Raw genomic sequence first — 14210 nt, 5'->3', positions numbered from 1 at the left:
CGCTGCGTCAGTCCTTCTTCCGCTTTCCCCGCCGCGCGGACGGGACGGTGCGGCCCACGATCACGGTACGCCGGGACGCTTTGTCGGGCACATTCTCACGACGGCCTCCGATGGCCCGGCGCACGCCGTACCCGAACGCCGCGACCTTGACCAGCGGGCCGCCGAACGTGGAGGCGACGGTCGTCGACAGCGCCGAGGCGTTCGAGGTGACCTCCTGGACGTCCGACGCGATGGCGTCGACCCGGTCGATCTGCGTCTGCGCGGAGCGCACCGCCGCCGAGGCGTCGGCCAGGAGCGGGACGGCCTGCTCGGTCACGTCCGCGACGAGCTTGGTGGTCGCCCTGAGCGTCTGGGCCAGCCTCACCAGCGCGACGGCGAGGAAGGAGACCAGGATCGCCCAGAAGACGGCCACCAGGATCCCGGCCACCTCACCACCGGACACTGTGCACCCGCTCCCTGTCTGCGCCTGAACGGCCTGTGTGCCTGAACATCGAAAAGTCGTCACCCGAGCCTATCGCGCCGGGGCCGGGGCTCCGTACCGCATTAATCCGCCCCGGAGCACGGAGTTGCGCGAACCGATTGTACGGAGTGCTCATGACTCAGTACGCTCCGTATCCCATGCAGCGTTCTCACCCCGCCCCGCGCTCCGGTTCCGCCGCACCCGGCAATCTGCCCCTGGAGCTCGACGCGTTCGTGGGGCGTTCCGCCGAGCTCGAGCTGCTGGCCGAGGCACTGGAGGCGGCCCGCCTGGTCACCGTGACCGGCATGGGGGGCGTCGGCAAGACACGGTTCGCCACGCACGCGGCGGCGGGGAGAAACCCGCGCGACGGGGTGTGGCACGTGGACCTGTCCGCGGTGCACGACCCGGAACTCGTCGAGTACGCCGTCGCCGAGGCCCTCGGCCTGACCGACCACACGGCGAAGCCGCCGCGCCGGGTGCTGCTCGACCACCTCGCCGGGCTCCGGCTCCTGCTGGTCCTGGACGGTTTCGAGCACCTGGTGGACGTGAGCGCCCCGCTGGTGGGCGAGTTGCTGCGGCGGGCGCCCGGGCTGCGGGTGCTGGCCGTGGGCCGCAGACCGCTGGACATCGCGGGCGAGCGGGTGTTCCCGCTGGCTCCGCTGGCCGCGGCGGAGGCGGTGGAGCTGTTCGCGGACCGGGCGGCGGCCCGGGTGCCCGGCTTCGCGCTGGACGAGGGCAACGGATCCGACGTCCGGGATCTGTGCCGCCGGCTGGACGGGATCCCGCTGGCGCTGGAGCTGGCGGCGGGGCGCGTCGGCGCCCTCTCCCCCGCGCAGCTCCTCGCCCGGCTGGAGGACCGGTTCCGGCTGCTGACCGGCGGTGCGCGCGACGCGGCGCCCCGGCACCGGACGCTGCGGACGGCGATCGGCTGGAGCCACGAGCTGTGCACACCGGGAGAACGGCTGCTGTGGGCGCGCCTTTCGGTGTTCGCGGGGCAGTTCGACCTGGAGGCCGCCGAATACGTGTGCAGCGGGGACGGACTGCACGCCGACGACGTCCTCGACGTGCTCGGCGAACTGCTCGCGCAGTCGGTGCTCTCGCGCGAGGAGACCGCCGCCGGTGTGCGCTACCGGATGCTGGACACGGTCCGGGCCTACGGTGCGCACTGGCTGACGGCGACGGGCGACGCGGAGCGGCTGCGGCGCCGCCACCGCGACTGGTACATGGGCCTGGTCACCTGGTGCGAGCTGGACTGGTTCTCGCCGCGGCAGGCCGAGGTGGCGGTCCGCGTCGAGACGGAACTGCCGAACCTGCGCTGCGCGCTGGAGTACTCGCTCGGCGAGCCCGGCGAGGCGCATCTGGGCCAGTACCTGGCGGGCGCCCTGTGGTTCTACTGGGTCGGCTGCGGCCGGCTGTCCGAGGGCCGGCACTGGCTGGAGCGCAGTGTCGAGCTGGACGGCGACCGCGACCAGTCGCGGCTGAAGGCGCTGTGGGTGCTCGGCTACGTGGCCGTCCTCCAGGGGGACCCGGTGCCCGCGCTGTCCGCGCTCCAGGAGTGCCGCGAAGAGGCGGAGCGCTGCGGGAACGCCGTCGCGGTCGCCTACGCCGAGCACCGCACCGGCTGTCTGGCCCTGGTCACCGACGACATGGCGCGCGCCGAGGAGCTGCTGCGCTCGGCGCTGGACCGCTACCACGAGATCGGCGAGCTCAACAGCAACGTGCTCATGGGCCAGGTCGAACTGGCGATGGCGCTCGCCTTCCAGGGCGACATGCCCGGCGCGGTGGGACTGTGCGAGGACGTCCGGGGGGTGTGCGAGGACCACGGGGAGCGCTGGGCGCTGGCGTACGCGCTGTACGTCCTCGCCTACCAGGCCCAGACCGAGGGCGATCAGGCGCGGGCGCGCGCTCTGCTGGAACAGGGCCTCGGCATCGCGCACGGCTTCCACGATCTCCTCGGCACCGTTCTCGCGGTCGAGCTGCTGGCCCTGGTCACGGTGGTGGAGGGCGACGCGGCCGAGGCGGCGGTGCTCCAGGGGGCGGCGTCGCGGATGTGGCCGTCGGTGGGCCTGCCGCTGTTCGGCTCGGCGTACTACAACGCGCCGCACGAGCGCTGTGCGGCCCTCGCCCGGCAGGAGCTGGGCGACGCGCGGTACGAGGAGTGCGTACGGGCGGGAGAGCGGCTCGGGCAGGAGGCGGCGGTCGCCCGGGCACTGGGCGGCGCCGGGGTGCCACCGCTCGGGGCGGTGCCGTCGCCGCGCCGGCTGCCTCCGGACAGGCGAAAGCCCGCCGTCTCGCCCACCTCGAAGGGCGGGGAGACGACGGGCTGACGCTGACGCGCAGGTGGTACCGCGTCCGCTGAAGGAAGATCAGCGGGCGTAGTACTCGACGACGAGCTGCTCGTCGCAGATCACCGGGATCTCCTTGCGGTTCGGCTCGCGGTCCAGGCGGAAGGCCAGGGCGGCGAGGTTCACCTGGAGGTAGCGCGGGGTCTCACCGTCGGGGGCGAAGCCACCGGCACGGGCGACCTCGAACAGCGTCTTGCCGCGGCTGCGCTCGCGGACCATCACGACGTCGTCGGGACGGACGCGGAACGAGGGCTTGTCGACCTTCTGGCCGTTGACCTCGATGTGGCCGTGAACGACCATCTGGCGGGCCTGGTAGATCGTGCGGGCGATGCCCGAACGCAGGACCAGCGCGTCGAGACGACGCTCCAGCTCGATGATCAGGGCCTCACCGGTCTTGCCCTGGACCTTGGAGGCACGCTCGTAGGCGCGGACGAGCTGGCGCTCGGACACGTCGTACTGCGCGCGCAGACGCTGCTTCTCGAGCAGACGGACCTTGTAGTCCGAGTTCTGCTTGCGGCCACGGCCGTGCTCGCCCGGCGGGTAGGGGCGGGCCTCGAAGTACTTGACGGCCTTCGGGGTCAGCGCGATACCGAGCGCACGCGACTTCTTGACCTTGGGGCGGGACTGATTCGCCACTTCTATCTCTTTCCTGAATTTCCGGCTCACCCGGGTTAAAGGAGGTCGCATCCGCAGCCTGGGAAACCCTGCGGGCCCTGACGGACCTGCCGGGCAGCCGCTCCCTGGTCTGGGCACAATGTGCAGCACACGAGTAGCCCACCGACCGTTCCCGAAATCGAGACGGTGGTGGGCGGCCCGCGACACCATCGACGGTGCGCGACGCTCCTGGATCCCCTCGTCGTACGAGTACGGCGTAAGGCTCCGGCTGGATGTCCCGTTGGGTGATGCCGACCGGAGCCGGACACGGGACGCAGCGCTCCGAGCCATGCTACAGGGTGCTCAGGTACGCCCTCCACCGAGGTGTTTCCTGGTCCACTCCACCGCGTCGGCGTACCGCGCCTCGGCGCCGTGCCGGGTCGGCGCGTAGTACCGCCGGTCCGTGAGCCCGTCGGGCGCGTACTGCTGGGCCGCGATGCCTTCGGGCAGGTCGTGCGGGTACACGTACCCCCGGGCGTGCCCGAGCTTGGCCGCGCCCTTGTAGTGCCCGTCGCGCAGATGGGCCGGCACCGGACCCGCGTGCCCCTTGCGCACGTCCTCCAGGGCGGCGCCGATGGCCGTGGTCGCGGCGTTGGACTTCGGGGCCAGCGCGAGGGCGATGGTGGCGTGGCTGAGGGTGAGCGCGGCCTCGGGGAAGCCGATCATCGCGACGGCCTGGGCGGCCGCCACGGCTATGGGCAGCGCGTTCGGGTCGGCGAGGCCGATGTCCTCGCTGGCGGAGATCATCAGGCGCCGGGCGATGAAGCGGGGGTCCTCGCCCGCCTCGATCATCCGGGCCAGGTAGTGCAGGGCGGCGTCCACGTCGGAGCCGCGGATGGACTTGATGAGCGCGCTCGCCACGTCGTAGTGCTGGTCGCCGTCGCGGTCGTACTTCACGGCGGCGCGGTCGACCGTCGCCTCCAGCGTCTGGAGGGTGATCTCCGGCTCGCCCTTGTCGAGCGCCGCGCCGGCCGCGGCCTCCAGGGCGGTCAGGGCGCGGCGGGCGTCGCCGCCGGCGATCCGCAGCAGGTGGTCCTCGGTGTCCTCGGGAAGGGTCACGGACCCCTTGAGGCCGCGCTCCGAGGTGAGCGCCCGGCGCAGCAGGCCGCGCAGACCGTCGTCGGTGAGCGGTTCGAGGGTCAGCAGGAGGGAGCGGGAGAGCAGCGGCGAGATCACCGAGAAGTACGGGTTCTCGGTGGTCGCGGCGATCAGGGTCACCCAGCGGTTCTCCACCGCCGGGAGCAGGGAGTCCTGCTGGGCCTTGCTGAAGCGGTGGATCTCGTCCAGGAAGAGGACGGTCTCCTTGCCGAAGCCGCCGGCGGCACGGCGGGCGCCGTCGATGACCGCGCGCACCTCCTTGACGCCCGCGGTGATCGCGGAGAGTTCCACGAAGCGCTTGTCGGTGGCCTTGGAGACGACGTACGCGAGGGTGGTCTTTCCGGTGCCGGGCGGGCCCCAGAGGATCACCGAGGACGGTCCGGCCGGGCCGCCGTCGGCCTCGGCGACGAGTCTACGCAGGGGCGAGCCCGGCTTCAGCAGGTGCTGCTGCCCCGCGACCTCGTCGAGGGTGCGCGGACGCATCCGTACGGCCAGGGGACTGCCGGCCGGGTCCTTTTCCTGGCGCTCTTCGGCGGCGGCGGTGAACAGATCGGGCTCCACGTCGGAAACCCTATGTCACGCCACCGACAGTCCCCCCGGACCGGTCAGCTCGTCCAGAAGTCCCACCAGCGGGTCAGGATCAGCATGCCGATGATGCCGATGTGCAGCGCCGGCAGGACCCAGGTGAACTCGCCGAAGAAGCCCTTCAGCCAGCCCGGGGCGGGCAGGAACCCGTTGCGGACGTTGAACGAGGTCACGTACCAGAACATGATGATCGTGGCGACCCAGGCCAGGCTGCACCACAGGCAGAGCGAGTTGATCCGGTACAGCGACTGGAACTGGAGCCAGGTGCAGAACGCGACGCCGAAGAGCGTGCCCGCGTTGAAGGTCAGCCAGTACCAGCGCGGGAAGGTGGCCCGCGCGAGCAGGCTCATGCCGACGCAGATCACGATGCCGTAGGCCACCATGCCGAGCATCGGGTTGGGGAACCCGAAGACCGAGGCCTGCTCGCTCTTCATGATGTTGCCGCAGGAGACCACCGGGTTCAGGCTGCAGCCCGGGACGAAGCCCGGGTCCTCCAGGAGCTTGAACTTGTCGATCGTGATGACCCACGCGGCAAGGAGACCGGCCGCACCCGTGATCAGCAGCAGCACGGCGAAGGCGCGGCTGCCGCCGGCCGTCCGCGCGGGGGCGGCGGCGGGGCGTTCCTGATCGGTCGGGACGTCCTTGACTGTCGTCTTGTTCATCACGCCGTTTCCGTAGCTTCGAAGGGGCCTGCGGGCAGGCTCATTGTGCCGCACCCGGCCGGCTGTCCACCGTTCGGTGGACATAAGAAGGTACGCACGGTCGCCCCGGAAGGTTCGGTTCGGGGACAGGCTCGTCGGCATGACAACACACTCGGACCGGCTCGCGGTGGACGTACGGGGGCTGCGCAAGCAGTACGGGGACGTGACCGCGGTCGACGGTATCGACCTGGGCATCCGTCAGGGCGAGGTGTTCGGCCTGCTCGGGCCGAACGGGGCGGGCAAGAGCACCACCGTGGAGATCCTCCAGGGCAATCGCCGGCGGGACGCGGGCGAGGTCTCCGTGCTCGGCTCGGACCCGGCGACGGCCACGCGCGCGTGGCGCTCACGCGTCGGAATCGTCTGGCAGGACGAATCCGCGCCCGCCGAGTTGACGGTGGGCGAGACGGTACGTCATTTCTCCTGTTATTACCCGAATCCCCGTGCCCCCGAGGAAGTCATCGCCCTGGTCGGTCTGGAGGCGAAGGCGGGCAGCAGGATCAAGTCGCTCTCTGGCGGTCAGCGCCGGCGGCTCGACGTGGCCCTCGGGGTGATCGGCGGGCCCGAGCTGCTGCTCCTGGACGAGCCGACCACGGGCTTCGACCCGGCGGCGCGCCGGCAGTTCTGGGAGCTGGTCCGCAGGCTGGCCGACGAGGGTACGACCATCCTGCTGACCACGCACTACCTGGAGGAGGCCGAGGCCCTCGCGAACCGGCTGGCGGTCGTCGCGCGGGGCCGGATCGTCGCCGAGGGCGAACCGGCCGCGCTGCGCGAACGGTTCGGCGGCGAGGCCACGGTCGAATGGACGGAGGCCGACGGCGGCCCGCGCAGCGAGCGCACGGACACGCCCACGAAGACGGTCGCCGAGCTCACCCGCCGCTTCGACGGGGAGATCCCGGGACTGCGGGTGAGCCGCCCCACCCTGGAGGACGTCTATCTGCGACTGACCGGTCTGGAGGACGCGCGATGACCACGACCGACGTACGGCGGGGCGCGAAGGACGCGTCCGGCCGACTGCCCGGCGCCTGGGGGCTGGGACTGCGCCGCGGGGGCCTGGAGCTCAGGCAGTTCTTCCGGCAGCGCGACCAGGTGGTGTTCACCTTCGCCTTCCCGGTCGTCTTCCTGTTCCTGTTCGCGTCGATCTTCAGCAACGACGTGAAGGGCGCGGGCGTCACCGCCTCCCAGCTCTACGTCCCCGCGATGACGGCCGCGGGCATCATGTCGACCAGCTTCCAGTCCCTCGGCATCTCGATCGCGATCGAGCGGGACGAGAAGGTGCTGCGCCGGCTGCGCGGCACACCGATGCCGCCGGCCGCGTACTTCTTCGGCAAGATATGGCTGGTCCTGGTGACCGGCGCCCTGGAGACGGCGGTCCTGCTCACCGTCGGCACCACGCTGTACGACGTCGACCTGCCCTCGGATCCGGGCAGGTGGGCGGACTTCGGCTGGATCTTCGTCCTGGGTCTCACGGCCTGCGCACTGCTCGGCATCGCGATCAGTTCGGTCCCGAAGTCGGGCAAGAGCGCCACGTCGGTGGTCGTCCTGCCCTTCCTCGTCCTCCAGTTCATCTCCGGCGTCTACATCGCCATCGACACCATCCCGGACTGGATGCTGAACATCGGGGCGCTGTTCCCCCTCAAGTGGATGTGCCAGGGGCTGCGCGGGGTGTTCCTGCCCGACTCCGCGAAGGTCCTGGAGCAGGCGGGCGACTGGGAGTTCGGGCGGATCGCGCTGGTGCTCGGGGCGTGGTGCGTCGGAGGATTGCTGCTGTGTCTGCTGACCTTCCGCTGGAAGAACCGGCGCGACGGATGACGACTCCGGACGCACGCCCCACCCCGGCGCCGGTACCGGACCGTGTCCCTCCGGTGCCGGGCGGGGCCCGTGCGTCGAACACCTGGGAGCTCTCGTTCCGGCTCTGGGACGCGTACTTCGCCGTCGTGTGGGTGGCCACCCTGGTGTTCGTGCTCGGCACGGCGCACCCGGGGTGGCGCGTCCGGCTCGCGGCGGGCGGGCTGCTCCTGCTGCTGATCCCCTGGTACCTGCTGGTCGGGCGGCCCGTCCTCACCGCCGAGGTCCCCGACGAGCGCCGCGCCCTCGGCTACGTCGCGGGCGCGGTCCTGCTGTTCCTGCCGCCCGGCGTGCTGGTCGGGGAGACCCGGCTGATGACCTTCGCGCTCATCCCGCAGTGCTTCATCGCGCTGCGGCTGCGCCGGGCCCTGACCGCCTCCGCCGTCATCAACATCGCGCCGGTGGCGGGCTGGGCCCTGCTGTGGCGGCCCGAGGGGCAGGCCCTGTTCTTCAACTCGGTCTTCGCGGTGGTCACGCTCGTCTTCTCGGCGGCGCTGGGGAGCTGGATCATCCGCATCATGGAGCAGAGCCGCGAACGGGCGGAACTCATCACCGAGCTGGACGCCAGCCGCCACGAGATCGCCCGGCTCTCGGCCGTGCACGGCGCGCTGTCCGAGCGCGAACGGTTCTCCCGGGAGATCCACGACACCCTCGCGCAGGGTTTCACCAGCCTCCTGATGCTGGTCCAGGCCGTCGAGGCCGAGCTCGACCACGATCTGCCGCAGGCCCGCCGCCATCTGGCGCTCATGGACGAGACGGCCCGGCAGAACCTCGCCGAGGCACGGGCCCTGGTCGCCGGCGGGGCGCCCGCGGATCTGGACGGCGCCACGCTGCCCGACGCGCTGCGGAGGCTGGCCGCCCGCCACGACGCGAGCATCAGCGTGACCGGCCCGGTGCGCCCGCTGCCCGCCGGGCCCGAGGTGGTGATCCTCCGCTCCTGCCAGGAAGCGCTGGCCAACGCCCGTAAGCACGCGGGGAGTTCACCGGCCGTAACGGTCGGGCTCGTGTACGCCGCCGACTCGCTGGCGCTGTCGGTGCGCGACGACGGCCGCGGTTTCGACCCTGCCGCGCCGGTCGCCGGGTACGGTCTGGCGGGGCTGCGCGCCCGGGCCGCCGAGGTGGGCGGCACCGCTCTCGTCCGCAGCGCCCCGGGCGACGGGACGACCGTCACCGTGTGCCTGCCCGTTCCCGGGAGTGACGTGTGATCCGGATCATCCTCGCCGACGACCATCCCGTCGTACGCGAAGGGCTGCGCGCGATGCTCAGCGCCGAGCCCGATCTGGAGGTGGTCGCCGACGCCTCCAGCGGGCCGCGCGCCGAGGCCCTGGCCGCCGAACTCCGGCCGGACATCGTGCTCATGGACCTGCGGATGCCCGAGGGCGGGGGCGTCGACGCGATCGCGCGGATGACGCGGGCCGGACTGCCCTGCCGGATCGTCGTGCTGACGACGTACGAGACGGACCGGGACATCCTGCGGGCGGTGGAGGCCGGTGCCGCGGGCTATCTGCTGAAGGACCTGCCGCGCACCGAACTCGCCGACGCCGTAAGGGCCGCGGCGCGCGGCGAGACCGTGCTGGCGCCGTCGGTCGCCGCCCGGCTGGTCGACCGGCTCCGCAGCAGGCCCGAGCGGCCCCGCCTGTCCGAGCGGGAGACCGCGGTGCTGCGGCTGGTGGCCGAGGGCTGCACGAACGCGGAGATCGGCCGCCGCCTGTTCATCGGCGAGTCCACCGTGAAGACCCATCTGCTGCGGGCCTTCGGGAAGCTGGGGGTCGACGACCGGACGGCGGCTGTCACGACTGCGTTGCGGTACGGGTTGCTGGATCCGTGACGCCCGGATCCATCTCTCGTTGCACACGACGGTTCGCAGGCGCTCCCCGCTGCCGCGGGGGTGTTCCGGCGTAGCACGACGAGGTCAGCGAACTGATCACCTGCTCCCCGCCGACGCGGGGCTGCGGGCCGGGCAGCTGCGCCGCCCGGCCCGTCTCTCATCCGAGCCGGGACTCCAGCTCGGCCACGATCTCGTTCACGGCGACCGCCGTCTGCTCCCCGGACTCCATGTCCTTGAGCTGCACGACGCCCTCGGCGAGGTCACGCTCACCGGCGACGACCGTGAAGCGGGCCCCGCTGCGGTTCGCGTTCTTCATCGCGCCCTTGAGCCCCTTCGCGCCGTACGAGAAGTCGGCGGCGACACCGGCCCTGCGCAGTTCGGTGACCACGCCGAAGAGGATCCGGCGGGCCTCCTCCCCGAGCGGCACCGCGAACACGCTGGTGGACGCGGGGAGTTCGAGCTCCACGCCCTCCGCCTCCAGCGCCAGCACCGTGCGGTCGACGCCCAGCGCCCAGCCCACGGACGGGAGCGCCGGACCGCCGATCATCTCCGACAGCCCGTCGTAGCGGCCACCGCCGCCCACGGCGGACTGGGAACCCAAACCGTCGTGGACGAACTCGAAGGTCGTGCGGGTGTAGTAGTCCAGACCTCGCACCAACTTGCCGTCGTCCTCGAAGGCGACGCCCTGGTCCACCAGCAGTGCGCGCACCTCCTCGTGGTACGCCTTGCAGCCGTCGCACAGGTAGTCGCGCAGCAGCGGCGCCCCGCCCAGCTGCTTCTGGACGTCCTCGCGCTTGTCGTCGAGCACGCGCAGCGGGTTGATCTCCGCGCGGCGCAGCGTCTCCTCGTCGAGGTCCAGGCCGCGCAGGAAGTCCTGCAGCGCGGCCCGGTAGACGGGGCGGCACTCCTTGTCGCCCAGGCTGTTCAGCAGGATGCGGAAGTTCCGCAGGCCCAGCGAGCGGTACGCCTGGTCCGCCAGGATGATCAGCTCGGCGTCGAGCGCCGGGTCCTCGGCTCCGATCGCCTCGGCGCCCACCTGGGAGAAGTGGCGGTAACGGCCCTTCTGGGGGCGCTCGTAGCGGTAGTACGAGCCGGAGTACCAGAGCTTGACGGGGAGGTTGCCCGTCTTGTGCAGGTTGGCCTCCAGGGCCGCGCGCAGCACGGAGGCGGTGCCCTCGGGACGCAGGGCCAGCCTGTCGCCGCCCTTGGTCTCGAAGGCGTACATCTCCTTGGTCACGATGTCGGTGGACTCACCGACACCGCGGGCGAACAGTTCGACGTTCTCGAAACCGGGCGTCTCGACGTAGCCGTAGCCGGAGTCGCGCAGCGGGGCCGCGATGGCCTCGCGCACCGCGAGGTACTTGGCGCTGTCCGGCGGAATGAGGTCGTACGTGCCCTTGGGGGCCCTGAAGGTGCTCACGGAAGTCTGGTCACATTCCTCGTCGTGGAGCGGAGGTCGGGTCCGCTCCCAGGCCTGCCGCCACCTGCCGCAGATACGGGTTGGTGGCGCGTTCCTGGCCGATGGTCGTCTGGGGGCCGTGGCCGGACAGCACCACGGTCGAGTCGTCGAGCGGCAGGCACACACGGCCCAGCGAGTCGAGCATCTCGTCCATGTCGCCGCCCGGCAGGTCGGTGCGTCCGATGGAGCCGGCGAAGAGCAGATCCCCGGAGAAGAACACGGACGGGACGTCCGCGTTCTCGGGCATCCGGAACGTCACCGACCCCTTCGTATGGCCCGGGGCGTGCGCGACCGAGAGGTCGAGGCCCGCCAGCTTCAGCTCGGCGCCGTCGGTCAGCGTCCGCACGTCGTCGGGCTCCCCCACGGTCAGCTCGCCCATCAGCGGCATTCCGATGGACCGTCCGAGCGCTTTCTCCGGGTCACTCATCATGAACCGGTCCTCGGGGTGGATCCAGGCCGGGACGTCGTGCGCCCCGCACACCGGGACGACCGAGGCGACGTGGTCGATGTGGCCGTGGGTGAGGATGACCGCGACGGGCTTGAGCCGATGCTTCTTGAGCGCGTCCTCGACTCCCTGGGCGGCCTGATGGCCCGGGTCGATGATCACGCACTCCTCACCCGCGGCGGGGGCGACCAGGTAACAGTTGGTCCCCCAGGCCCCGGCGGGGAACCCGGCAATGAGCACGATCGTCCTTCGTGGTGGCGTACGCGCGAGTGTCGTACGGGCGGGTGGCTGTGGATCAGAGCCTACCGGCGCTGCCGATTCCTCAGGTAACCCATATACGGTACGGGCACACGCAGGCGGTCGGCTCAGGCGACGCACGCGTCCCACTCGACGTACGAGACGCACGAGGAGAACTCCGGTGGTCAGCCAGGAACAGCGGCGGCGTCAGCTCGCCCGGGAGAAGTTCTTGCGACAGCAGCAGCGCCGCACATCCGCGCGACGGAAGGCACAGACACGCAACGCGGTGATCGCGGCGGTCGTCGGCGTGGTCGTCGCGGGCGGTGCGGTGTCGTACGCGACCGGGGCCTTCGAGGGCGACGGCAAGAAGTCCAACGCCGGCTCCGAGGTGACGCCCAGCGCGGCGCCGACGAGCAAGGCGCCCGATCCGTGCGAGAAGCCCGCCGAGGGCAAGGTGAAGTCGCTCACGTGGAAGAAGGAGCCGGCGGTCACCATCGACAAGTCCGCCGCCTACACCATGAAGATGGCGACGACGTGCGGTGCCATAGACATCGCCCTCAAGGCGTCCGCCGCCCCGCACACGGTGAACTCGTTCGCCTTCCTCGCCGGCAAGGGTTACTTCGACCACACCAAGTGCCACCGGCTCACCACCAACGGGATCTACGTCCTGCAGTGCGGTGACCCGACGGCCCAGGGCAGCGGCGGACCCGGCTACACGATCCCGGACGAGAACCTGAAGGACAAGACGCTCAAGAACAACGTGTACCCGGCGGGCACGATCGCCATGGCCAACACCGGCCAGGCGCACACCGGCGGCAGCCAGTTCTTCCTCGTGTACCAGGACAGTCAGCTCCCGCCCAATTACACACCGTTCGGAACTATTTCCAAGTCCGGCATGACGGTGCTCAAGAAGATCGCGGGCGCCGGCGAGAACACGGGCCAGGGCGACGGCGCGCCGAACGCGACGGTCGTCGTCGACAAGCTGACCGTGACGAAATCCTGACCGTCAGCTGCAGAATTTCGGTCGCGCGGGATGCGGACAGCCGCCCCGCCGGTCGCCTATGTTGGCCGTGACGAAACTGTGGACGATGCCAGGGGGCTCCGAAGCCCCCCACAGGCATCATGTGGAGGAGGCGCTGTGAGCAGCGACCCGTGGGGCCGCGTCGACGAGACGGGGACCGTGTACGTGCGTACGGCCGACGGTGAGCAGGTCGTCGGTTCCTGGCAGGCCGGGACGCCTGATGAGGCACTGGCCTACTTCGAACGCAAGTATGAAGGCCTGGTTGTCGAGATCGGCCTCCTCGAGAAGCGGGTGAAAACCACCGACCTGTCGGCGAAGGACGCCCAGACCGCCATCGATCACATCCGTGAACAGGTGGACGCCCACCACGCGGTCGGTGACCTGGACGCGCTGAAGGTGCGGCTCGACAAGCTCGTGGAGACCGTCGCCACGCGCCGCGAGGAGCGCAAGGTCCAGCGGGCCAAGCAGTCCGACGAGGCGCGGCACGCCAAGGAGGCGCTGGTCGTCGAGGCCGAGGAGCTGGCGCAGAGCGACCAGTGGCGGGCGGCCGGTGAGCGGCTGCGCGCGCTGGTGGACACCTGGAAGGGGCTGCCGCGACTCGACCGCAAGTCGGACGACGAGCTGTGGCACCGCTTCTCGCACGCCCGCTCGGCGTTCTCCAAGCGGCGCAAGGCGCACTTCGCGTCGCTGGACGCGCAGCGCGAGGAGGCCCGCAAGACCAAGGAGAAGCTGGTCGCCGAGGCCGAGTCGCTGTCCGGCTCCTCGGACTGGGGTCCGACGGCGGCCCGTTACCGCGAGCTGATGGCGGACTGGAAGGCCGCGGGCCGCGCCCAGCGCGAGCACGAGGACGACCTGTGGAACCGCTTCCGCGGCGCCCAGGACGTGTTCTTCGCGGCGCGCAGCTCGGTCTTCGCCGAGCGCGACGCGGAGCAGACGGAGAACCTCAAGCTCAAGGAGGAGCTGGCCGAGGAGGCCGAGAAGCTCGTCCCGGTGCAGGACCTGAAGGCGGCCCGTGCGGCCTTCCGCTCCATCAACGAGCGCTGGGAGGCCATCGGTCACGTGCCGCGCGACGCCCGCCCGAAGGTCGAGGGCCGGATGCACGCGGTGGAGCGGGCCCTCCAGGAGTCCGAGGAGACCGAGTGGCGCCGGACGAACCCGGAGGCACGCGCGCGTGCCGAGGGTCTGACCGGTCAGCTCCAGGCCGCCGTGGACAAGCTCCAGGGCCAGATCGAGGCGGCGCGCTCCGCGGGCAACACCGCGAAGGCGGACAAGCTCCAGAAGGAGCTGGACGGCCGTCAGGCGCTCCTCGACCAGGCGCTGAAGGGTCTTCAGGAGTTCGGCGGCTGATCTCGGCCGCACGCACGTGAAGGGGCTCCCGTACGCACCGTACGGGAGCCCCTTCACGTAGGTCCGGCGTGCGCCCCGCGCCGGGGCGGGGGGTCGCGGCGGGGGCAGGCCGCGGAGGGGGGGGGGGGCGAGTTGGCGACGTTACACGACGAGTCTCCCGCAGCGCCCCCCACAGCAAACAAGCA

General features: G+C 71.2%; 13 protein-coding genes. 7 read left to right on the top strand and 6 right to left on the bottom strand.

The genetic code is table 11. From position 1 onward, the window contains the following. Positions 1–7 precede the first annotated feature (7 nt). Positions 8–442, bottom strand: coding sequence for a DUF948 domain-containing protein (locus ACFW6B_RS36205; RefSeq protein WP_037621162.1), 435 nt, complete (start codon positions 440–442; stop codon positions 8–10). A gap of 176 nt (positions 443–618) precedes the next feature. Here ACFW6B_RS36205 and ACFW6B_RS36200 point away from each other — a divergent pair, with 176 nt between their 5' ends. After that, the gene (locus ACFW6B_RS36200) at positions 619–2787 is read left to right on the top strand and encodes an ATP-binding protein (RefSeq protein ID WP_386603151.1); all 2169 of its coding nucleotides are present in this window, start codon (positions 619–621) and stop codon (positions 2785–2787) included. Positions 2788–2826: 39 nt separating this feature from the next. On the opposite strand, the gene rpsD is transcribed toward ACFW6B_RS36200, so the two are convergent. From rpsD to ACFW6B_RS36185, 3 genes are all read right to left on the bottom strand, one after another. Further along, complete coding sequence (gene rpsD / locus ACFW6B_RS36195) at positions 2827–3441, bottom strand: 30S ribosomal protein S4 (RefSeq protein WP_386603149.1); 615 nt, start codon at positions 3439–3441, stop codon at positions 2827–2829. A 321-nt stretch (positions 3442–3762) separates the two neighbouring features. Then, positions 3763–5118, bottom strand: coding sequence for a replication-associated recombination protein A (locus ACFW6B_RS36190; RefSeq protein ID WP_386603147.1), 1356 nt, complete (start codon positions 5116–5118; stop codon positions 3763–3765). Between the two features lie 44 nt (positions 5119–5162). After that, positions 5163–5807: a vitamin K epoxide reductase family protein gene (locus ACFW6B_RS36185; protein ID WP_386603145.1), complete on the bottom strand. Its 645-nt coding sequence runs from the start codon at positions 5805–5807 to the stop codon at positions 5163–5165. Between the two features lie 136 nt (positions 5808–5943). On the opposite strand from ACFW6B_RS36185, the gene ACFW6B_RS36180 reads away from it, so the two are divergent. From ACFW6B_RS36180 to ACFW6B_RS36165, 4 genes are read left to right on the top strand one after another with little or no spacing between them, the layout of a single operon-like run. After that, positions 5944–6810: an ABC transporter ATP-binding protein gene (locus ACFW6B_RS36180; RefSeq protein WP_386603143.1), complete on the top strand. Its 867-nt coding sequence runs from the start codon at positions 5944–5946 to the stop codon at positions 6808–6810. Then, positions 6807–7652 (top strand): ABC transporter permease, encoded by an 846-nt coding sequence (locus ACFW6B_RS36175; RefSeq protein ID WP_386603141.1) that lies wholly within the window; start codon positions 6807–6809, stop codon positions 7650–7652. The genes ACFW6B_RS36180 and ACFW6B_RS36175 overlap by 4 nt, the downstream gene beginning before the upstream one ends. After that, positions 7649–8893, top strand: coding sequence for a sensor histidine kinase (locus tag ACFW6B_RS36170; protein WP_386603139.1), 1245 nt, complete (start codon positions 7649–7651; stop codon positions 8891–8893). Before ACFW6B_RS36175 ends, ACFW6B_RS36170 begins: the two co-directional genes overlap by 4 nt. Next, on the top strand, positions 8890–9516 hold the full coding sequence (locus tag ACFW6B_RS36165; protein ID WP_386603136.1) for a response regulator: 627 nt from the start codon (positions 8890–8892) through the stop codon (positions 9514–9516). The genes ACFW6B_RS36170 and ACFW6B_RS36165 overlap by 4 nt, the downstream gene beginning before the upstream one ends. 157 nt (positions 9517–9673) lie before the next feature. Here the strand turns inward: ACFW6B_RS36165 and hisS are convergent, their stop codons facing one another. Continuing rightward, positions 9674–10936 (bottom strand): histidine--tRNA ligase, encoded by a 1263-nt coding sequence (hisS, locus tag ACFW6B_RS36160; RefSeq protein WP_386603134.1) that lies wholly within the window; start codon positions 10934–10936, stop codon positions 9674–9676. A gap of 10 nt (positions 10937–10946) precedes the next feature. Beyond that, complete coding sequence (locus ACFW6B_RS36155; protein ID WP_386603131.1) at positions 10947–11660, bottom strand: MBL fold metallo-hydrolase; 714 nt, start codon at positions 11658–11660, stop codon at positions 10947–10949. Positions 11661–11838: 178 nt separating this feature from the next. On the opposite strand from ACFW6B_RS36155, the gene ACFW6B_RS36150 reads away from it, so the two are divergent. Both ACFW6B_RS36150 and ACFW6B_RS36145 read left to right on the top strand, forming a co-directional pair. Next, a complete protein-coding gene (locus ACFW6B_RS36150; protein WP_386603129.1) occupies positions 11839–12660 on the top strand; it encodes a peptidylprolyl isomerase in 822 nt (273 codons plus the stop codon). Between the two features lie 135 nt (positions 12661–12795). Next, the gene (locus ACFW6B_RS36145; RefSeq protein WP_386603127.1) at positions 12796–14025 is read left to right on the top strand and encodes a DUF349 domain-containing protein; all 1230 of its coding nucleotides are present in this window, start codon (positions 12796–12798) and stop codon (positions 14023–14025) included. The last annotated feature ends 185 nt before the right edge of the window (positions 14026–14210 follow it).

Source organism: Streptomyces sp. NPDC058751 (assembly GCF_042746485.1).
Taxonomy (GTDB): Bacteria; Actinomycetota; Actinomycetes; order Streptomycetales; family Streptomycetaceae; genus Streptomyces.
The sequence above is the reverse complement of the archived record's forward strand: the minus strand, read 5'-3'. Positions and strand labels throughout refer to the sequence as shown.

Bases quoted from the DNA above. Each gene is read 5' to 3' on its own strand.
- ACFW6B_RS36200 (WP_386603151.1), top strand. From the start codon at position 619: ATGCAGCGTTCTCACCCCGCCCCGCGCTCCGGTTCCGCCGCACCCGGC.
- ACFW6B_RS36180 (WP_386603143.1), top strand. From the start codon at position 5,944: ATGACAACACACTCGGACCGGCTCGCGGTGGACGTACGGGGGCTGCGC.
- ACFW6B_RS36175 (WP_386603141.1), top strand. From the start codon at position 6,807: ATGACCACGACCGACGTACGGCGGGGCGCGAAGGACGCGTCCGGCCGA.
- ACFW6B_RS36170 (WP_386603139.1), top strand. From the start codon at position 7,649: ATGACGACTCCGGACGCACGCCCCACCCCGGCGCCGGTACCGGACCGT.